Origin of the sequence: Thermaurantiacus tibetensis (genome assembly GCF_015354055.1) — a bacterium.
GTDB classification, from domain to species: domain Bacteria; phylum Pseudomonadota; class Alphaproteobacteria; order Sphingomonadales; family Sphingomonadaceae; genus Thermaurantiacus; species Thermaurantiacus tibetensis.
The window spans coordinates 276,692-294,604 of sequence record NZ_JACHTM010000001.1 but is presented as its reverse complement, the minus strand read 5'-3'; the positions used below and the strand labels follow the sequence as shown (position 1 = coordinate 294,604).

Sequence of the window (17,913 nt, the reverse complement as noted above, 5' to 3'; positions counted from 1 at the left end):
CCGCCGGCTTGACGCGAGGCGCGCAGGCGACGGCTCAGACTCCGAGACGGCGGGCGAAGGCGCGCAGGTCGGCGAGCAGCAGGTCCGGCTCCTCGAGGCCAGCGAAATGGCCGCCGCGCGGCATGTCGGTCCAGTGGACCACGTGGTAGCCGCGCTCGACCATCGTGCGCGGCGGAAAGGCGAGGAGATCGCGCGGGAAGGCGGCAACCCCGGTCGGCACCTCGATCCGCCGGCCTTCGGGGATCGTGAAGCCGCCCTCGAGGAACATGCCGCGGTAGAGCCAGGTCGCGGTCGCGAAGCTCCGTGTCGTGAGGTAGATCATGATGGTGGCAAGCAGCGTGTCGAGCGGGAACGGCGGCTCGACGATGGTGCCGCGCCTGTCCGACCAGCCGCAGTATTTCTCGGCGAGCCAGGCAGCCACACCCATGGGGCTGTCCATCATGGCAAAGCCGAGGCTCTGCGGCTTCGTCGCCTGGAGCTGGAGATAGCCGGTCTCGGTCGCACGGATGGTCCGCGCCCAGCGCAGCCATTCGCGCTCCTCGTCCGTCCGGGCCGCCATGTCGGCGGCGCGCAGGCCATAGCCGTTGAGGTGGAGGCCGATGAGGCGGGGCGAATCGAGCCCCAGCCAGCCGCCGATGACCGACCCCCAGTCCCCGCCCTGGTAGAGGTAGCGCTCGTAGCCCAGCGCCGCCATCAGCCGGTCGTAGAGGCCGGCAACCGCGCGCGGACCGATGGGGGCCGGCGGCGCGTCGGACCAGGCGTAGCCGGGAAGCGAGGGGGCCACCACATGGAACGCGGGCGCCGCCGGGTCTTCCGGCTCTGCCAGCCGCTCGTAGAGCGCGTCGAACTCGAGGATGCTGCCGGGCCAGCCATGGGCAATCAGGAGCGGGATGGCATCGGCCCGCGATGAGCGCAGATGGACGCAGTGAAGCGTGGGGGCGCCTTCGAGCGGCACGCGCAGCTGCGGCAGGCGATTGAGATGGGCGACGGCCGCGGGCCAGTCGAAGCGGTGGAGCCAGTGGTCGCGCAGGCGCGCCATGTAGGCCATGTTCGCGCCATGCTCCCACCCATGGCCCTCCGGCTCCGGAAAGGGGCGCCACGCCTCGACGCGCGCGCGGACCCACGCCGCCTCCGCCTCGTTCACCGGGATCGCAAACGGCGTCATGCCGCCGCCCGCAGCAGCCGCTCGGCCCGGATGGCGGCCGCCGTCTTCTCGGCAATCATGATGGTGGGCGCGTTGGTGTTGCCGGAGACCAGCGTCGGCATGATCGACGCGTCAACCACCATCAGGCCCTCGACGCCGTTGACGTGGAGCGCGGGCGTGCAGACGGCATCGGGGTCCGCCCCCATCCGGCAGGTGCCGACCGGGTGATAGATGGTCTCCGCCCAGGCGCGGACTTTCGCGACCAGCGCGTCGCCCTCCACCCCCTCGCCCGGCCAGGCCTCGCCGGCATTGTAGCGGGCAAGCGCAGGCTGGCGCCCGATCGTCCGGGCGATGTCGATGCCTGCGAGAAGCGTGCGCAGATCCTCCGGCGCGTCGAGATAGTTGGGGTCGATCAAGGGGTGCGCAGCCGGGTCGGCCGAGGCAAGGCGGATGGTGCCGCGGCTCTCGGGCCGCAGCTGGCATACGTGCACCTGGTAACCATGCTCCGGCTGCACCCCGCCAACACCATGCGGATTCCCCATCACCGGCATGAAGTGCATCTGGATGTCGGGCGCGGCGAGGCCCTCGCGGGTCGCGACGAAGGCGCCCGCCGCGGTCGGCATGTAGCTGGCATTCCCCGACTTGGCGACGATCCACTTCAGCGCCGAGACGATCTTCGTGACCGGATTGGCATTGCCGTTCAAGGTGATGGGCTCGCGGCACCGCCACTGGACGATGACGTCCAGATGGTCCTGGAGGTTCGCGCCCACGTCGCGCCGGTCGGCGACCACGGGAATGCCGAGTGCCGCGAGATGGGCGGCGGGTCCCACGCCGGAGAGCATGAGGAGCTGCGGCGAGTTGACTGCCCCGCCGGCCAGGATCACGCGCCGCGCCGGAATGTCGCGCGCGCCGTCCGGCAGGCGCACCCGCACCCCCGTCGCGCGCCGGCCATCGAACAGCACCCGCTCGGCGAGCGCTCCGGTCAGGATGGCAAGGTTGGGCCGCCGGCGCACCGCGGGCGTGAGGTAGGCGCGCGCCGCCGAGCAGCGCTGACCGTTGCGGATGGTCGAATCATAGCTTCCCGCACCCTCGAGCCGGGGGCCGTTGAAGTCGTCGTTCGGCGGAATGCCGGCCTCGATCGCGGCGGCGATGAAGGCGTGGTTGAGCGGGTGCGGCAGCATCCGCCGGGTCACCGCAAGCGGGCCGCCGGTGCCATGCCATTCGGAGGCGCCGCGGTCGCTGTCCTCGGCAGCGCGGAAGAAGGGGAGCACGTCCGCCCAGCCCCAGCCGGTGCAGCCGAGCTGCGCCCAGCGGTCGTAGTCTGAGGCGTGGCCGCGGATATAGACCATGCCGTTGATCGCCGACGAGCCGCCGAGCGCGCGGCCGCGCGGCCAGAACAGGCGGCGCCCGTCGAGATGGCGCTGCGGCACCGTCCAGTAGCCCCAGTTGAACTCGGACCTGTGCTCGGGCGGCAGGATCTGGGCGATCCCGGCCGGCATGTTGATGAGCATCGAGCGGTCGCTGCCGCCGGCCTCGATAAGCGTCACGCGCGTGCCCGGGTCCTCCGACAGGCGCGCGGCAAGCGCACACCCTGCCGAGCCGGCGCCGACGATCAGGAAGTCGCAAGGATCCATGTAAACTCCTCCCGCAGCCGTCCTACCGGCTTGCCTCGGCGAGGCAAGCCTCGCAGAGGAAGGCCGAAGGCAGGAAACGGAGCGGGGCCATGGACACGCGCGCAATCCAGTTCGCGAGAACCGGCGGGCCGGAGGTCCTCGAGGAGGTCCGGCTCGCGGTGCCGCCCCCCGGGCCCGGCGAGGCGCTGGTGCGCCACCGCGCGATCGGCGTGAACTTCATCGACACCTACCACCGCAGCGGAGTTTACCCGGCGGCCCTGCCGTGCGTGCCCGGCGTGGAGGCGGCGGGCGTGGTGGAGGCGGTGGGCGCGGGTGTCACCCATGTGGCGCCGGGCGATCGGGTCGTCTATTTCTGCTCCTCGCCCGGCGCCTACTGCGACGCGCGCACCCTCGAGGCCCGCTGGCTGGTGAAGCTGCCGGACGCCATCGGCGACGAGGAAGCCGCCGCCGGCTGGCTGAAGGCGTGCACCACCGAGTTTCTGGTGGAGCGCTGTGCGAAGGTCCAGCCGGGAGACGCCGTCGTGGTGACGGCGGCAGCGGGCGGCATGGGTCTCCTCCTCTGCCGCTGGCTCGCCGAGGTCGGCGCAACGGTGATTGCCGTCACCAGCAGCCCGGAGAAGGGGGCAATGGCCGCGGCCGCCGGCGCGCATCATCTCCTCGGCTATGCCGACATGCCGGCGCGCGTGAAGGAGCTGACCGGCGGGCGCGGTGCTGACGTGGTGTTCGACGGAGTTGGCAAGGCGACGTTCGACGCCGCGCTCGACAGCCTGCGCCGGCGGGGGCTTCTGGTGAGCTTCGGCAACGCGTCGGGCAAGGTCGGGCCGGTCGACTTCGGGATCCTGGCCGCAAAGGGTTCGCTCTTCACCACGCGGCCCACCCTCTTCGACTATTACGCGACGCCCGAGGACTTCGCGCTGGGCACCGCCCGGGTCTTCGCCATGTGGCCGAAGCTCGCGGTCGCGGCCGGGCGGCGCTACCCGCTGGCCGAGGCCGCGCAGTGCCACCGGGACCTTGAGTCCCGGGCAACGACCGGCTCGTCGCTGCTGCTGCCCTGAGGCGCGCGCGGGCTCAGGCGCCGAGCGTTTCGACGAGTGGCACCACCTCGAGCCCGCCCTCCCAGACCATCCTGAGGGCGACATAGAGCACCACGAGAACGCCAAGCCAGCCCACCCAGCGATGGCGCTCCATGAGCTTCGCGATGAGGTTGGCGGCCACGCCCATCAGGATAACGGCCAGCGCGATGCCGATGGCCATCACCTCGGGGTGGTCGCGTGCGGCGGAGGCAACCGCGAGCACGTTGTCGAGGCTCATCGACACGTCGGCGAGCGCCACCGCCCAGGCCGCGCCCCAGAAGCTCTTCGGAGCAGGCGGCGCATCATGCACCACCACGCCGCTCTCGAGGACCACGCGCGTGTCGGGCCGGAGTTCGCGGTACATCTTCCACGTCACCCACAGCAGCAGCAGGCCGCCTGCCAGCCTGACCCCGATCACATCGAGCAGCTGGTTGACGACAAGGGCGAAGCCGATGCGAAGCACCAGGGCCGCGGCAACGCCCAGCATGATGACCCGGCGCCGCTGCTCCGGCGGGAGCCCGGCTGCCAGCGCCCCGACCACGACCGCATTATCGCCGGCAAGCGCGATGTCGATCAGGATGACGAGCGCAAGCGCCCGCAGCGCTGCTGGGTCGGCAAGGAACGCGGGGTCCATTCGCCCTTCCGCTAGCGCCGCCCTCGGGCGCGCGCCAGCGGGGACCGACCGCGCGAGGTGTCAGGAGCGTGTCGGATGGTGCGGGCGGCGGGGTTCGAACCCGCACTGTCCTCATCTGGACAAGCGGATTTTAAGTCCGCTGCGTCTGCCAGTTCCGCCACGCCCGCCTCCCGCCACGCCCGGCGACGTCTCTGGCGGCATCGACTGGCCCTGCCGCCCGCCGGCCCGCGACGCCCCCCCGCGCCTTCCCCCCGGCGTGGCTGTCAGCCCTTGGCGTTCAGCCGCTCGCGCAGCTCCTTGCCCGGCTTGAAGTGCGGCACGCGCTTTGCCTCCACCGCCACCGGAACGCCGGTGCGCGGGTTTCGGCCGGTCCGCGACTCCCGCGCCCGGGTCGAGAAGGCGCCGAAGCCGCGCAGCTCGACACGGCCGCCGGCCGCAAGCGTCTCGGCGATGGAATCGAGCACCGTCGCGACCACCCGCTCGGCGTCCTTGAGGGTCAGGTGCGGATTGAGGTCGGCAATCTTCTGGATGAGCTCGGATCGGATCACGCGCCAGCCCTCCCCGCGTCGCAGCCATCCTGCCGCGTTTCGCATCCGCAGTCCATGGCCCGCATCACCCGGACGGTCAAGCGCCGGCCGCCCTCCGACACGGGTTCCGGCCGCGCCGGTCAGCCGTTCTCGCGCGCCCGGTTGAGCGCGGCGCCGAGGATGTCGCCGAGCGATGCCCCGGAGTCCGACGAGCCGTACTGCGCCACCTGCTGCTTCTCCTCGGCGATCTGCATCGCCTTCACCGAGAAGGTCGGCCGCCGGCCGCGCTCGAAGCCGATCACCATGGCGTCGAGCTTCTGGCCCACCTGGTAGCGTTCCGGCCGCTGCTCGTCGCGGTCGCGCGAGAGGTCCGAGCGCTTGATGAACCCGGTCGGGCCATCCTCGCCGACCTGCACCTCGAGCCCGCCGTCCTTCACCTCGCGGACGGTCACGGTCACGATCTCGTTCTTGCGCAGTTCCTTCGCGCCGCCCTCCGCAGCCTGCTTGATGCCGAGCGAGATGCGCTCGCGGTCGACATCGACCTCGAGCACGCGCGCGGTCACCCGGTCGCCCTTGCGGTAGAGGGAGAGGGCGGCCTCGCCGGTCATGCCCCAGGCGATGTCCGACATGTGGACCATGCCGTCGACATCGCCGTCGAGGCCGATGAACAGACCGAACTCGGTCGCGTTCTTGACCTCGCCCTCGACCAGCGTGCCCACGGGGTGATCCTCGGCGAACTTCTCCCACGGGTTGCGGGTGGCCTGCTTGATGCCGAGCGAGATGCGGCGCTTCTCGGCGTCGACCTCGAGCACCATCACGTCCACTTCCTGGCTGGTCGAGACGATCTTGCCCGGGTGGACGTTCTTCTTGGTCCAGCTCATTTCCGAGACGTGGACGAGGCCCTCGATTCCGGGCTCGAGCTCGACGAAGGCGCCGTATTCGGTGATGTTGGTCACCCGGCCGCGCATCTTCGCGCCCACCGGATACTTGGCAGCCGCGCCTTCCCACGGATCGCTCTCGAGCTGCTTCATGCCGAGCGAGATCCGCTGCGTCTCGCGGTTGATGCGGATGATCTGCACCCGGACGGTGTCGCCGATCGCGATCACCTCGCTCGGATGCTGGATCCGCTTGTAGCTCATGTCGGTGACGTGGAGCAGGCCGTCGATCCCGCCAAGGTCGACGAAGGCGCCGTAGTCGGTGATGTTCTTGACCACCCCGTCGATGATCTGGCCTTCGGTCAAAGACTGGATGAGGCCGGAACGGGCCTCGGCGCGGCTCTCCTCGAGAATCGCGCGCCGCGAGACGACGATGTTGCCCCGCTTGCGGTCCATCTTGAGGATCTGGAAGGGCTGCGGAATGCCCATGAGGGGCCCGACGTCGCGCACCGGCCGGATGTCCACCTGGCTTCCGGGAAGGAAGGCGACGACGCCGCCGAGGTCGACGGTGAACCCGCCCTTGACCCGGCCGAAGATGGTGCCCTCGACTCGCTCGCCGGCCGCGAACTGGCGCTCGAGCCGGTCCCAGGCGGCCTCGCGGCGGGCGCGGTCGCGCGAGAGGACGGCCTCGCCCAGCGCATTCTCCACCCGGTCGACGTAGACGTCGACCTCGTCGCCAACGGCAACCTCGACAGCACCCCCCGGCCCCGTGAACTCGCGCAGCGGCACCCGCCCTTCGGACTTCAGCCCCACGTCGATCACGACGAGGTCGTTCTCGATCGCGGTCACCCGGCCCTTCACCACCCGGCCCTCGAACGACCGGCTGTTCCCGAGCGACTGGTCGAGAAGCGCCGCGAAATCCTCGCGGCTGGGCATTGCCATGGTTGCCATCAACTGCCTTTCCTTGCCTGCCGGCCGGTTGGGTCCGGCGGTCTCTTCGGCCCTGCGGGCCCCATTGCCCGCACGGCCGGCCCGCAGACCGGAACCCGGCCCTCACCCGACGGCCACAACACAAAAAAGGCGCGGGCAGGCATGTTGCCTGCCGGCGCGGCGTCAGAGTGCCGGGTTCAGACGGCCGACCACAAGGTCGACGGCCCGCTGAACGGCGGCCTCCTTATCAAGCCCGGTGGTGTCGAGCAAGATGGCGTCGTCGGCCATCCGGAGCGGGGCCGCTGCGCGGTCCCGGTCGCGCGCGTCGCGGGCGCGGATCCCTGCCTCCACTTCGGCAAGCCCCGCTTCGCCCCCCGGGCAGCCGAGTTCGCGCCAGCGCCGCCGCGCGCGCTCCTCTGGCGAGGCCGTCACGAAGAGCTTGACCGGCGCCTCGGGCGCGATGACGGTGCCGATGTCGCGCCCATCGAGCACGGCGCCTGAAGGCTGGCCAGCGAAGGCGCGCTGGAAGGCAAGAAGGGCGTCACGCACCTCCGGATGGGCCGAAACCCGCGAGGCGGCCTCGGCGACATGCGCCGTGCGCAGCTCCGGGTCGGCAAGGAGCGCCGAGTCGAGCTGGGCGGCCGCCCTGCCGAGCGCTGCGCCGTCGGCGAGGTCAAGGCCCTGTCGCAACGCCTCGAGCGCCACCGCCCGGTAGAGCGCGCCGGTGTCGAGATGCGGAAGACCGAACCGCTCGGCGAGCGCTCGGGCGATGGTCCCCTTGCCCGAAGCTGCCGGGCCATCGACGGCGATGACCAGGCCCACGAGGCTACAGCAGCTTCGCGATCTTCGGCGCGATGTCCTCGGGCCGCACGGTAGGAGCGAACCGCTCGACCGGCTGGCCCTGCCGGTTGACCAGGAACTTGGTGAAGTTCCACTTGACCGCGCGCGAGCCGAGCAGCCCGGGCGCCTCCTCCTTCAGCTGGGCCCAGAGCGGGTGCGTGCCCGGCCCGTTCACCTCGATCTTGGCGAACATCGGGAAGCTCACGGGGTAGCTCGTCTGGCAGAAGCGGGCGATCCCGGCCTCATCGAGCGGCTCCTGGTTGGCGAACTGGTTGCACGGAAAGCCGAGCACGGCGAAGCCCTTGTCCGCGAACTGGCGGTGGAGCGCCTCGAGCCCGGTGAACTGTGGCGTGAACCCGCAGCGCGACGCCGTGTTGACGATGAGGAGGACCTTGCCGCGGTAGTCCTCGAGGCTGACCTCGCGGCCGTCAAGGGTGCGCGCGCGATGATGGTAGATGTCGCCCAAGGCTGCCTCTCCTCCCGCCCCCGAGCCGGAGCCTTGCCGCAAGGCGGACCGAAAGGAAAGGCCCGCCGGATCGCCCCGGCGGGCCCGAACCCGATGCGCCCTTGCGCTACTCGCGCTGGCCGAGGAAGTTCAGGAGGAAGCTGAACATGTTGACGAAGTCGAGGTAGAGGGTGAGCGCCCCCATGATGGCCGACTTGCCCGCCATCTCGGTGCCCGCCACGTAGTCGTACATCTCCTTGATCTTCTGGGTGTCGTAGGCCGTCAGCCCCGCGAAGATGAGCACGCCGACGGCCGAGATCACGAACGCGAGCGCCGGGGACCCCAGGAACAGGTTGAGGAGCATGGCAACCAGGAGGCCGACCACCCCCATGATGAGGAAGGTCCCCATGCCCGAGAGATCCCGCTTCGTCGTGTAGCCCCAGAGGCTGAGGCCGGCGAAGGCAGCGGCGGTCGCGAAGAAGGTCGTCGCGATCGAGGTGCCGGTGTAGCGCAGGAAGATGGTCGAGAGCGATAGGCCCATGACGGTGGCGAACGCCCAGAACATGGCCTGCGCCTTGCCTTCCGACATGCCCTGGATGCGGAAGCCCAGCAGGAACACGAAGGCGAGCGGCGAGAGCATCACCACCCAGCCGAGGAGCGACGGCGCGCCGGTTGCCGGGTTGAACAGCGCCGCAACCGCCCCCGTGTAGGCCATGGCGAGCGCCACCATGCCCGTCAGCAGCACGCCCGAAAGCATGTAGTTGTAGACGGAGAGCATGTAGGCCCTGAGGCCCGCGTCATACTCCGCCGCAACGCTCCGGCTCCGCCCGAGCGACGGGGCAGCGAGCCGGTGATCGACCCGATTGTTCATCTCCACTCTCCACCACGCCGGCCCCAGCCGGCCACGGCCCATATATCGCCGCGGCAATCGGCCGATTCAAGGAAAAGCGGACGGCCGGGGACCGATTTTTGGTCGCGGCGCTCAGAGCTCGCGCAGCGTCGCGGCCACCGGGGCACCGAGCGCCCGCGCGGCCCCGACGAGGCCGAGCACGAGGGTGACGAGCGCGCCCGCCACCACTGTCAGGCCGACCACCCGCCAGTCGGGCTGGAACGAGAGCCTGAGCACGCCCTCGAGCACCGCCCAGGCAAGGAGGGAACCAAGAAGGAGGGCAAGGACCGCGACGATGCCGCCCAGGATGGCATATTCGATGCCGGCCGCAGCGAGGAGCTGACGGCGCGTTGCGCCCAGCGTCTTCATGATGACGCCATCGTAGATGCGTGCCCGCGCCTGCGCCGCAATCGCCCCGATGAGCACGGCAAGCCCGGCCAGGATGGCGACGCTGGCCGCCGACCGCACCGCGATCCCGACCTGCGACAGAAGCGCCCCCACCTGCGCAACCACGTCCTTCACCCGCACGACCGAGGCTGTCGGCAGCGCCTCGGCGATACGGCGGGTGAAGGCGGACTCGTCGGCCGGCGGCGGCGTGACGGTTGCCATCCAGGTGAAGGGTGCGTCGGCCAGCGTCGCCGGGTCGAACACGAGCACGAAGTTGAAGCCGAGCGAATCCCACTCGATGGCACGGAGGCTCGCGATCGTCGCGGTGAGCTCCACGCCGAGCACCGAGACGCCGATGGTGTCGCCCACGGCCAGCCCGAGAAGCCCCGCCTGCTCGGCATCCATCGAGACGAGCGGCGGCCCGCGGTAGTCGGCCGGCCACCAGCGCCCGGCGGTGAGGCGGTTTCCCTCCGGCACCTCGGCCGAGAAGGTGAGCCCGCGATCCCCGCGCAGCACCCATGCGCCCTCGGGGGGCGGCGGCAGCGCGGAGACGGGCACGCCGTTCAGCGCGGTGATGGGCCCGCGCAGGCTCGGCACCATCCGCACCTCGCTGCCGGCCGGCAGCAGGCGCCGGAACCGCTCCGCCTCCTCCTTCGGGATGTCGAGCACGAAGAAGCCGGGCGCGCGCGCAGGCACGGTCTTCCTGAGCTCGGCCGCGAAGCTCGTCTCGACGGCGGCGAGTGCTGCGAACAGGCTGAGCCCGAGACCAAGGGCCACCACCAGCTGGCCGGTCATCGCCCCGGGGCGGTGAAGGTTGGCGATGGCCAGGCGCCACAGGGCGGATCGCGGCCGCGGTGCCCGGGCGGCCAGCCGGCGGACCAGCCAGCCGACCGCGGAGAGAAGGCCGAAGATGGCCGCCGCGGCGGCCAGGAACGCGAGCGCGAACAGCGGCTCGGGCGCCTGCCAGACGGCGAGCGCCGCCACCAGCGCGCCAGCGAGGGCGGAGACGGCAAGCGCCCTGCGCCCGGGCCAGGGCCAGGGCTCGGCGCGCGCCCGGAACATGCGCTGCGCCGGCAGCGCGCCAGCGCGCGCCAGTGGCGGGACCGCGAAGGCCACTGCGACCAGAAGCCCGAAGACGATGGCGGCGAGGAGCGGAGCGGGGTAGAGCCCGAGCGCGGGCGGCACCGGCATCGCATCTGCCGCGAGCTGCACCACGAGCCAGGGCACCAGCGCGCCGACACCGGCACCCGCGGCCGCCGCGAGGCCGCCCACCGCCACCAACAGAAGCAGGTAGGTGCGCAGGACGAGCCCGGAGGACGCCCCCAGGGCCTTCAGGCTGGCGATGGTGCCGCTGCGGGCATCGAGGTAGCTCCGCACACCATCCGCCACGCCAATGCCGGCCACGGCAAGAGCGATGAGGCTCACGAGCGAGAGGAACTGCGCCAGCCGTTCGACGAAGCGGCGGATGCCGGGCGCACCGTCGCGCCGGTCGGCGATGCGCCAGCCGGCGTCGGGAAAGGCGCGCTCGAGCGCCGTGCGCACCCGCGCCGGATCCTCGCCGTCGGCAAGCTTCAGCCGGCCGTGGAAGCGGTAGAGGCTCCCGGGCTGGACAAGGCTGGTCGCCGCGACGCGATCGAGGGCGACCAGCACCGTCGGCCCGAAGGCAAAGCCCTCGCCGGCGCGGTCGGGCTCGGCTGCGAGCACCCCGGTCACGGGGAGGACCGCCTCGCCAAGCCCGATGCGGTCGCCCACCTTGAGGCCCATCTGCTCGGCATAGGCCGCGGCGACGACGGCGCCCTTCGCAAGGGCCGCCTGGACGGCCGCATTGCCGCCGCCGTCGGCAAGCCGCGCCTCGCCGTAGAGCGGCCAGCGCCCGTCGACCGCCTTGAGCTCGCCGAGGAGCTGCCGGCCTTCCGCCTCGCCCGAGAGGCCGCGCACCATCGCACGCATCCGCAGGCCCTCCGAGAGGGTGCCGGCTGCAGCGAGCGCCGCGCGCTCGGCAGCCGTCGGCAGCCGCTGGGTGAGCCGCACCTCGAGGTCGCCGCCGAGGATGGTCTGGCCCTCGCGCGCAAGGCCAGCGGAAATGGCCGCGGCGAGCGAGCCCACGCCGGCGAGCGCCAGCACGCCGAGGAACAGGCAGGCGAGGAGAAGCCGGAGGGCGCCAAGCCCTCCCCTCAGCTCGCGCCGCGCCAGGCGCGCGGCGAGCGGCCATGCCGCCACGCGCGGCCGCGGGGCCTCGATGCCCACCGCGCCGCCGAAGCCGGGCGAAAGCCCGAGGTTCATGCCGGAGCGGCCGCGGCCGGCGCCGGCGCGGCGCTGTCCGCCACGATCCGCCCGTCGCGCATGGTGATGATGCGGTCGCAGCGTGCTGCCAGCTCCGCATCGTGGGTGATGAGCACGAGGGTCGCCCCGGTCTCGTCGAGCCGGCGGAACAGGAGCGAGACGACCGCCTCGCCGGTCGCGGCATCGAGGTTGCCGGTCGGCTCGTCGGCGAAGAGGATCCGCGGCCGGGGCCCGAGGGCACGCGCAAGCGCCACGCGCTGCTGCTCGCCGCCCGAAAGCTGGGCGGGATAGTGGCCGGTGCGCGCGGCAAGGCCCACGGCGGCCAGCTCGCGCCCTGCCTCCGCGAACGGGTCGGGGTGGCCGGCGAGCTCGAGGGGCACGGCGACATTCTCGAGCGCCGTCATGGTCGGTATCAGGTGGAAGGCCTGGAGCACGATGCCAATCCGGCCGCGCCGGGCCTCGGCCAGGCCATCCTCGTCGAGCCCGCCGAAGTCACACCCGGCAACCCGGATGCGCCCGCTGCTCGCCCGCTCGAGCCCGGCAAGAACCGCCATCAGCGACGATTTGCCGCTGCCCGAAGGCCCGAGGATGGCGAGCCGCTCCCCGGCCCGGACGACGAGATCGATGCCCCGCAGGATCTCGACCCGGCTTTCGCCCGACCCGAGCGTGAGGGTGACATTCGCCGCGTCGATCACGATATCGCGGGAGGACTCGGAGGAACCCATTGGCAGACAGCAACTCCCGGGGCGCGCGCTCCGCCCCATATGGCAGCCGGCGGGGCTTTTTGAAGGCAGGCGCAGCACTCGCCCTGCTGCCGCAGCCGCTCAGGGCGGCAGGGGCGGGGATGCCGCTCGTCCTCGCGCTCGGCGACAGCCTGACTGCAGGCTACCAGCTCCGGCCGGCCGAGAGCTTCCCGGCCCAGCTCGAGGCGGCCCTTGCCCGCGCCGGCACGCCGGCACGGGTCCACAACGCCGGTGTCTCGGGCGACACGTCGGCCGCCGGCAGGGCCCGGCTCGGCTGGGTGCTGAAGGGCCTTCCCGCGCCGCCTGCGGTCAGCATCGTCGCGCTGGGCGCCAACGACATGCTCCGCGGCCAGCCGGTCGCGCCGATGCGCGACAATCTCGACGCCATCATCACGACGCTGAAGGCCGGGGGAAGCGTGGTGGTGCTGGCCGGCATGCGCGCAGCGCCCAACCTCGGCCAGGCCTATGCGCGCGAATACGAGGCGGTGTTCCCGGCGCTTGCGAAGCAGCATGGCCTCCGCCTCTACCCCTTCTTCCTCGAGGGGGTCGCGGCCAACCCGCGCCTGCTGCTGGCCGACGGCATGCATCCCAACGCGGCTGGCGTTGCCGTCATGGTGCGCGGGATCCTGCCGCTCGTGCAGGCAGCGCTCGCCGAGGCCGCCCGCACCCGGCCGCGGGCCGCATGACCCACCGGCTGTTCGTCGCCCTTCGCCCGCCGCCCGAGGCACGGGCGGCGCTGCTTGCCCTGATGGGCGGCGTGCCTGAGGCGCGCTGGCAGACCGATGCACAGCTCCACGCAACGCTCGCCTTCATCGGCGAGGTGGAACGCCACCAGGCCGAGGCAGTGGCGGCCGCGCTCGCGCGGCTGTCGGCCCCGCCCCTTGCGCTGCGCTTCGGCAGCTTCGGCACCTTCGAGACGCGCGGCCGGGTCTCGGCGCTGTGGATCGGGCTCGAGCCGGCGGAGCCGATCGCCGCGCTCGCTGCCCGTGTGTCCAGTGCCTTGCTCCCCGCAGGAGTGCCGCTGCCCACCCGCCGCTTCGTCGCCCATGTCACGCTTGCCCGCTTTCCGGCCCGCGGCGTGCCCGCTGCGGCCCTGCTGCGCTTCCTCGCCGACCGGCAGCCGCCCGCGCTGCCCTTCCGCATGGACGAGGCAATCCTGTTCGAGAGCCGGCTCGGGCGCAGCGGCGCCCACTACGAGCCACTTCTCGCGGTACCGCTCCGCGCCCGCGCCGCCGCCTGACAGGCGGTCAGAGGAAGCTCTGCGGATCGACGTCGACCGTGACCCGCACACCCGCGGGCAGGTCCGCGTCGCTGAGCCAGGCGCGCAGCCGGTCCTGAAGCCGCACCTCCCGCCGCGCCTGCACCAGGAAGCGCATGCGGTGGCGGCCGCGCAGCATGGCAAGCGGCGCAGGCGCCGGCCCGAAGGTCTCGATGCCCTCACCCCGTGGCGCGCGGGCGCGCAGCTGCCGGGCCACAGTCGCAAGGCGCGCCTCGTCTTCCGCTGAGAGGATGACCGCGGCCAGCCGGCCGAAGGGCGGCATGCCGGCAGCCCGGCGCGCGGCGCGCTCGGCCGAGAGGAAGGCGTCGCGGTCGTGGGCTGCGAGCGCCTGCATGAGCGGGGCCTCGGGCTGGTGGGTCTGGACGAATACCCTGCCCAGGCGCTGGGCCCGGCCCGCGCGGCCCGCCACCTGCTGGAGCTGGGCGAAGCAGCGCTCGCCCGCCCGGAGATCCCCGCCGTCGAGCCCGAGGTCGGCATCCACCACCCCCACCACGGTGAGATGCGGGAAGTCGTGGCCCTTGGCCAGAATCTGGGTGCCGACGAGGATGTCGAGCTCTCCCTCCTCCACGCGGCCGAAGAGGGCCGCGGCCTCGGCGGCGCTCCTCACCGTGTCGGACGTGACGATGGCGGTCCGCGCCTGCGGCCAGCGCTGTGCCACCTCCTCGGCCACGCGCTCGACCCCGGGCCCGCAGGCAACGAGGCTCCCCTCCGCGCCGCAGGCCGGGCAGGCCTCTGGCACCGGCTCGGCCCGCCCGCAGTGGTGGCAGCGCAGCTGGCGGGCGAGCCGGTGCTCCACCATCCAGGCCGCGCAGTCGGGACAGCGGATCCGCGCACCGCAGGCCCGGCACAGCGTGAGCGGCGCATAGCCGCGGCGGTTCAGGAAGAGGAGCGCCTGCTCGCCCTGGCCGAGCGCCGCCTCGATCGCGGCAACCAGCGGCGGCGCGAGCCAGCGGCCGCGCTCGGGCGGCGCGCGGCGAAGATCGACGAGCGTCACCTCCGGCAGGCCGGCCGCACCATGGCGGTCGGGCAGCGCGAGGCGCCGGTAGCGGCCGCGGGCGACGTTCTCGAGCGTCTCGAGGCTGGGCGTGGCCGACGCCAGCACCAGCGGCACGCCCTCGAGCCGCGCGCGCACGGCCGCCACGTCGCGGCCGTGGTAGTGCACGCCCTCCTCCTGCTTGAAGGCGCCATCGTGCGCCTCGTCCACCACGACGAGGCCGAGGCGCGGCAGGGGCAGGAAGAGCGCCGAGCGCGCGCCCACCACCACCTGCGCCGCACCGGCGGCGAGCGCCCGCCAGGCCCGCCGCCGCGCCCCCTCGCCGAGGCCCGAGTGCCAGGCGAGCGGCGGCGCGCCGAACCGCTCGGCGAAGCGGCGCAGGAACGGCTCGGTGAGCGCGATCTCAGGGAGCAGCACCAGCGCCTGCCGCCCGGCCGCGAGCGCGGCGGCCACGGCCTCGAGATAGACCAGCGTCTTGCCCGAGCCGGTCACGCCATCGAGGAGGAAGGGCTGGAACCCGCCCGCGGCCACGGCAGCGCTAAGTTCGGCGGCAGCCTCCGCCTGCGCCGGCGAGAGGCGGGGCGGGCAGGCAGGCGGGGGCGCGAGCGCCGGAAGGGGTGCCGGGGCTTCGGACGCAGGCGCGAGGAGGCCGGCGCGCACCAGCGGCTGGAGCCGCGCCCGGCTGACCCCGAGCCGGCGCGCCCAGGTGCCGAGGTCGGCCGGCGTCTCGCCTGCCCGGGCAGCAAGGGCCTCGGCCAGCGCCCGCTGCCGGGCGAGGCGCAGGCCGGCCGCGGGCTCCGGCACGGCCCGGTAGCGCGGCGGCGCTGCCGGAGGTGGTGCGAGGGCCGCGCGCGGCAGCAGCAGGCGCGCCACTTCGCCGGCTGCTGCGACATAATAGTCGGCCATCCAGTCCGCGAGCCGCCGCAGCGGGCCTGCGACTGGCGGCACGTCGAGCCGGCGCGCCACGGGCCGGAGCCGCGCCGGGTCCACGCTGCCTGCCGGCGCGTCCCAGACGATGCCGACGGCCCGCCGCCGGCCGAGCGGCACTTCGACCACGTCGCCAGGGGCGAGCGCCATGCCGGCGGGCAGCGCATAGTCGAGCGGCCCGAGCTTCAGCCCGACGGGAAGGACGGAGACGCGCGCCATTGACCTCGCCTAGGCCGGGCGCGAAAGGGGCGCAAACCGGAGCAACCCGGAGAAGCACCCCATGAAGTTCTTCCTCGACACCGCCGACGTGGCCGAGATCGAGGCGCTCGCGGCCTCGGGACTTGTCGATGGCGTGACCACCAACCCGAGCCTCGTCCACAAGGCGGGGCGGAACTTCCTCGAGGTGGTCAAGGAGATCTGCGCCATCGTGCCCGGGCCGGTCTCGGCCGAAGTGGTCGCAACCGACTACGAGGGCATGCTGCGCGAGGCCGCGGTGGTCCGCGCGATCGCGCCCAACGTCTGCGTGAAGCTGCCGCTCACCCTCGACGGGCTTCGCGCCTGCCGCACCCTGACAGCCGACGGCGCGATGGTGAACGTGACGCTGTGCTTCTCCGCGCCCCAGGCTCTGCTCGCCGCCAAGGCCGGTGCCACCTTCGTCTCGCCCTTCGTCGGCCGGCACGACGATGCCGGGTTCGACGGCATGGCCCTCATCGAGGACATCCGCCTCATCTACGACAACTACGAGTTCGCAACCGAGATTCTCGTCGCCTCGGTGCGGCACCCGGTGCACGTGCTCGCCGCGGCGAAGATCGGCGCGGATGTCGCCACCATGCCGCCAGCCGTGCTGCGCCAGCTCGCCGGCCACCCGCTGACGGAGAAGGGGCTCGCCGCCTTCCTCGCCGACTGGGCGAAGACCGGCCAGACGATCGGCTGACGGTGGGAAAGCCCTGCGCGGCGATGGATCTCGTCCTGAAAGCATGAGCGGCGGGCCCGACGGCGCTGCGCTCGTCGCCGACTGGCTCGCGAGCCTCACCCACGTCCGCCGGCTCTCGCCCCACACGGAGCGCGCCTATGCCGCAACCGCCCGGCGCTTCCTCGCCCATGTCGAGGGGGCTACGGGCCGGCCCGCGGACCTCGCGCTTCTGGCCGACCTCACCCCTGCCGACCTCCGCGGCTACCTCGCGGCACGGCGGGCCGGCGGCCTTTCCGCGCGCTCGGCAGCGCGCGAGCTCTCGGCCTTGCGCACCTTCTTCCGCCACCTCGCCCGCCACCGCGGGCTCGACTCCACCGCCCTTGGCCGGATCGAGGCCCCGAAGGTACCGAAGGGCGTGCCGCGCCCGCTGCCGCCGGACGATGCGATCGCGCTTGCCGCGGCCGCCGGCGAGGCCGCGCGCCTGCCGTGGATTGCCGCGCGCGATACGGCCGTCCTTCTCCTGCTCTACGGCGCCGGCCTCCGGATTTCCGAGGCGCTCGCGCTCGACGGCAGCGTCCTGCCGCTCGGCGAGACGCTCCAGCTTTCCGGCAAGGGCGGGAAGGTACGGACCGTGGTGCTCCTGCCGCAGGTGCGCGAGGCGGTCGAGGCCTACGCCCGGCTCTGCCCGTGGCCGCCGTCCGCGGGCGCGCCGCTGTTCCGCGGCGCGAGGGGCGGGCCGCTGTCGCCCGACGTGCTGCGCCGGTCCGCGCGGGCCGCGCGCGTGGCGCTGGGGCTGCCGGAGACCGCCACGCCGCACGCGCTCCGGCACAGCTTCGCGACCCACCTGCTGGCCGGCGGGGCCGATCTGCGGACGATCCAGGAGCTGCTCGGCCACGCCTCGCTCGCCTCGACGCAGGTCTACACTGCCGTCGATGCCGCGCAGCTCATGGACGTCTATCGCGCGAGCCACCCCAGGGGCGGCTGAACCGCGCCCCCCAGCGCCCCCCAAGGTGGCGCAGGGGCGAAGGGTCAGTGCGCAGCGGGCGCGTCAGGCCGAGGAAAGAGACGGACGCGCGCCCGACCGCACCCGACCGCAGCCGCCGCGAGCCTAATCCCCTGGAAGGTGCGAGGTCCGGTTGCCGGTCCGCCCGCCTCAGGACTTCCGGCCGAGACCGGCGAGCCCGCCGAAGCGCTTGTTGAACTTGGCCACCTGCCCGGCCTTCTCGTTGGCGCGCTGCTGGCCGCCCACCCAGGCCGGATGGCTCTTGGGATCGATGTCGAGCGCCAGCGTGTCCCCTTCCTTGCCCCAGGTGGAGCGCGTCTCGAACACGGTGCCGTCGGTCATCTGCACCTTGATGACGTGGTAGTCGGGGTGGATCCCGGGCTTGGGCATGGG

17 protein-coding genes and 1 tRNA gene are annotated in these 17,913 nt (G+C 72.8%); 5 read left to right on the top strand and 13 right to left on the bottom strand.

The window, feature by feature from the left end; genetic code table 11:
• Positions 1–34: 34 nt before the first annotated feature.
• On the bottom strand, positions 35–1,165 hold the full coding sequence (locus H3H34_RS01480; RefSeq protein ID WP_194743498.1) for an epoxide hydrolase family protein: 1,131 nt from the start codon (positions 1,163–1,165) through the stop codon (positions 35–37).
• Entirely contained in the window at positions 1,162–2,778 is a 1,617-nt protein-coding gene (locus H3H34_RS01475; protein WP_194743497.1) for a GMC family oxidoreductase, read from the bottom strand. The genes H3H34_RS01480 and H3H34_RS01475 overlap by 4 nt, the downstream gene beginning before the upstream one ends.
• Before the next feature lie 89 nt (positions 2,779–2,867).
• Here H3H34_RS01475 and H3H34_RS01470 point away from each other — a divergent pair, with 89 nt between their 5' ends.
• Positions 2,868–3,833 (top strand): quinone oxidoreductase family protein, encoded by a 966-nt coding sequence (locus H3H34_RS01470; RefSeq protein ID WP_194743496.1) that lies wholly within the window; start codon positions 2,868–2,870, stop codon positions 3,831–3,833.
• Between the two features lie 13 nt (positions 3,834–3,846).
• Here the strand turns inward: H3H34_RS01470 and H3H34_RS01465 are convergent, their stop codons facing one another.
• The 9 genes from H3H34_RS01465 to H3H34_RS01425 form a co-directional block, all read right to left on the bottom strand.
• Complete coding sequence (locus tag H3H34_RS01465; RefSeq protein WP_194743495.1) at positions 3,847–4,485, bottom strand: YjbE family putative metal transport protein; 639 nt, start codon at positions 4,483–4,485, stop codon at positions 3,847–3,849.
• A gap of 76 nt (positions 4,486–4,561) precedes the next feature.
• Positions 4,562–4,652: transfer RNA gene (locus tag H3H34_RS01460), tRNA-Leu, on the bottom strand.
• Positions 4,653–4,748: 96 nt separating this feature from the next.
• On the bottom strand, positions 4,749–5,033 hold the full coding sequence (locus H3H34_RS01455) for an integration host factor subunit beta (RefSeq protein WP_194743494.1): 285 nt from the start codon (positions 5,031–5,033) through the stop codon (positions 4,749–4,751).
• Between the two features lie 119 nt (positions 5,034–5,152).
• Positions 5,153–6,838 (bottom strand): 30S ribosomal protein S1, encoded by a 1,686-nt coding sequence (rpsA, locus tag H3H34_RS01450; RefSeq protein WP_194743493.1) that lies wholly within the window; start codon positions 6,836–6,838, stop codon positions 5,153–5,155.
• A 162-nt stretch (positions 6,839–7,000) separates the two neighbouring features.
• Positions 7,001–7,633 (bottom strand): (d)CMP kinase, encoded by a 633-nt coding sequence (gene cmk, locus H3H34_RS01445; RefSeq protein ID WP_194744045.1) that lies wholly within the window; start codon positions 7,631–7,633, stop codon positions 7,001–7,003.
• A 10-nt stretch (positions 7,634–7,643) separates the two neighbouring features.
• Complete coding sequence (locus H3H34_RS01440) at positions 7,644–8,123, bottom strand: glutathione peroxidase (protein ID WP_194743492.1); 480 nt, start codon at positions 8,121–8,123, stop codon at positions 7,644–7,646.
• Between the two features lie 106 nt (positions 8,124–8,229).
• On the bottom strand, positions 8,230–8,973 hold the full coding sequence (locus tag H3H34_RS01435; protein WP_194743491.1) for a Bax inhibitor-1/YccA family protein: 744 nt from the start codon (positions 8,971–8,973) through the stop codon (positions 8,230–8,232).
• Positions 8,974–9,084: 111 nt separating this feature from the next.
• The gene (locus H3H34_RS01430; protein WP_194743490.1) at positions 9,085–11,661 is read right to left on the bottom strand and encodes an ABC transporter permease; all 2,577 of its coding nucleotides are present in this window, start codon (positions 11,659–11,661) and stop codon (positions 9,085–9,087) included.
• Entirely contained in the window at positions 11,658–12,386 is a 729-nt protein-coding gene (locus H3H34_RS01425) for an ABC transporter ATP-binding protein (protein WP_194751835.1), read from the bottom strand. Before H3H34_RS01425 ends, H3H34_RS01430 begins: the two co-directional genes overlap by 4 nt.
• A 119-nt stretch (positions 12,387–12,505) precedes the next feature.
• On the opposite strand from H3H34_RS01425, the gene H3H34_RS01420 reads away from it, so the two are divergent.
• Both H3H34_RS01420 and thpR read left to right on the top strand, forming a co-directional pair.
• On the top strand, positions 12,506–13,090 hold the full coding sequence (locus tag H3H34_RS01420; RefSeq protein ID WP_194743488.1) for an arylesterase: 585 nt from the start codon (positions 12,506–12,508) through the stop codon (positions 13,088–13,090).
• On the top strand, positions 13,087–13,644 hold the full coding sequence (thpR, locus tag H3H34_RS01415; protein ID WP_194743487.1) for an RNA 2',3'-cyclic phosphodiesterase: 558 nt from the start codon (positions 13,087–13,089) through the stop codon (positions 13,642–13,644). Before H3H34_RS01420 ends, thpR begins: the two co-directional genes overlap by 4 nt.
• A gap of 7 nt (positions 13,645–13,651) precedes the next feature.
• On the opposite strand, the gene H3H34_RS01410 is transcribed toward thpR, so the two are convergent.
• Positions 13,652–15,823 carry a primosomal protein N' gene (locus tag H3H34_RS01410; protein WP_194743486.1) on the bottom strand — a complete coding sequence of 724 codons (2,172 nt, stop codon included), beginning with the start codon at positions 15,821–15,823 and terminating at the stop codon, positions 13,652–13,654.
• A 61-nt stretch (positions 15,824–15,884) separates the two neighbouring features.
• Here H3H34_RS01410 and fsa point away from each other — a divergent pair, with 61 nt between their 5' ends.
• On the top strand, positions 15,885–16,538 hold the full coding sequence (fsa, locus tag H3H34_RS01405) for a fructose-6-phosphate aldolase (RefSeq protein WP_194743485.1): 654 nt from the start codon (positions 15,885–15,887) through the stop codon (positions 16,536–16,538).
• A 43-nt stretch (positions 16,539–16,581) separates the two neighbouring features.
• Entirely contained in the window at positions 16,582–17,502 is a 921-nt protein-coding gene (locus tag H3H34_RS01400) for a tyrosine recombinase XerC (protein WP_194743484.1), read from the top strand.
• A gap of 168 nt (positions 17,503–17,670) precedes the next feature.
• Here H3H34_RS01400 and rpmE read toward each other — a convergent pair whose 3' ends face one another.
• Positions 17,671–17,910 (bottom strand): 50S ribosomal protein L31, encoded by a 240-nt coding sequence (rpmE, locus tag H3H34_RS01395; RefSeq protein WP_194743483.1) that lies wholly within the window; start codon positions 17,908–17,910, stop codon positions 17,671–17,673.
• Positions 17,911–17,913 lie beyond the last annotated feature (3 nt).

Excerpts from the sequence above, each read along its gene's own strand:
- rpsA (WP_194743493.1), bottom strand. The coding sequence starts at position 6,838 with ATGGCAACCATGGCAATGCCCAGCCGCGAGGATTTCGCGGCGCTTCTC.
- H3H34_RS01465 (WP_194743495.1), bottom strand. The coding sequence starts at position 4,485 with ATGGACCCCGCGTTCCTTGCCGACCCAGCAGCGCTGCGGGCGCTTGCG.
- fsa (WP_194743485.1), top strand. The coding sequence starts at position 15,885 with ATGAAGTTCTTCCTCGACACCGCCGACGTGGCCGAGATCGAGGCGCTC.
- H3H34_RS01420 (WP_194743488.1), top strand. The coding sequence starts at position 12,506 with ATGCCGCTCGTCCTCGCGCTCGGCGACAGCCTGACTGCAGGCTACCAG.
- H3H34_RS01425 (WP_194751835.1), bottom strand. The coding sequence starts at position 12,386 with ATGGGTTCCTCCGAGTCCTCCCGCGATATCGTGATCGACGCGGCGAAT.
- rpmE (WP_194743483.1), bottom strand. The coding sequence starts at position 17,910 with ATGCCCAAGCCCGGGATCCACCCCGACTACCACGTCATCAAGGTGCAG.
- H3H34_RS01435 (WP_194743491.1), bottom strand. The coding sequence starts at position 8,973 with ATGAACAATCGGGTCGATCACCGGCTCGCTGCCCCGTCGCTCGGGCGG.
- thpR (WP_194743487.1), top strand. The coding sequence starts at position 13,087 with ATGACCCACCGGCTGTTCGTCGCCCTTCGCCCGCCGCCCGAGGCACGG.
- H3H34_RS01480 (WP_194743498.1), bottom strand. The coding sequence starts at position 1,165 with ATGACGCCGTTTGCGATCCCGGTGAACGAGGCGGAGGCGGCGTGGGTC.
- H3H34_RS01410 (WP_194743486.1), bottom strand. The coding sequence starts at position 15,823 with ATGGCGCGCGTCTCCGTCCTTCCCGTCGGGCTGAAGCTCGGGCCGCTC.
- H3H34_RS01400 (WP_194743484.1), top strand. The coding sequence starts at position 16,582 with ATGAGCGGCGGGCCCGACGGCGCTGCGCTCGTCGCCGACTGGCTCGCG.
- H3H34_RS01475 (WP_194743497.1), bottom strand. The coding sequence starts at position 2,778 with ATGGATCCTTGCGACTTCCTGATCGTCGGCGCCGGCTCGGCAGGGTGT.
- H3H34_RS01430 (WP_194743490.1), bottom strand. The coding sequence starts at position 11,661 with ATGAACCTCGGGCTTTCGCCCGGCTTCGGCGGCGCGGTGGGCATCGAG.
- H3H34_RS01470 (WP_194743496.1), top strand. The coding sequence starts at position 2,868 with ATGGACACGCGCGCAATCCAGTTCGCGAGAACCGGCGGGCCGGAGGTC.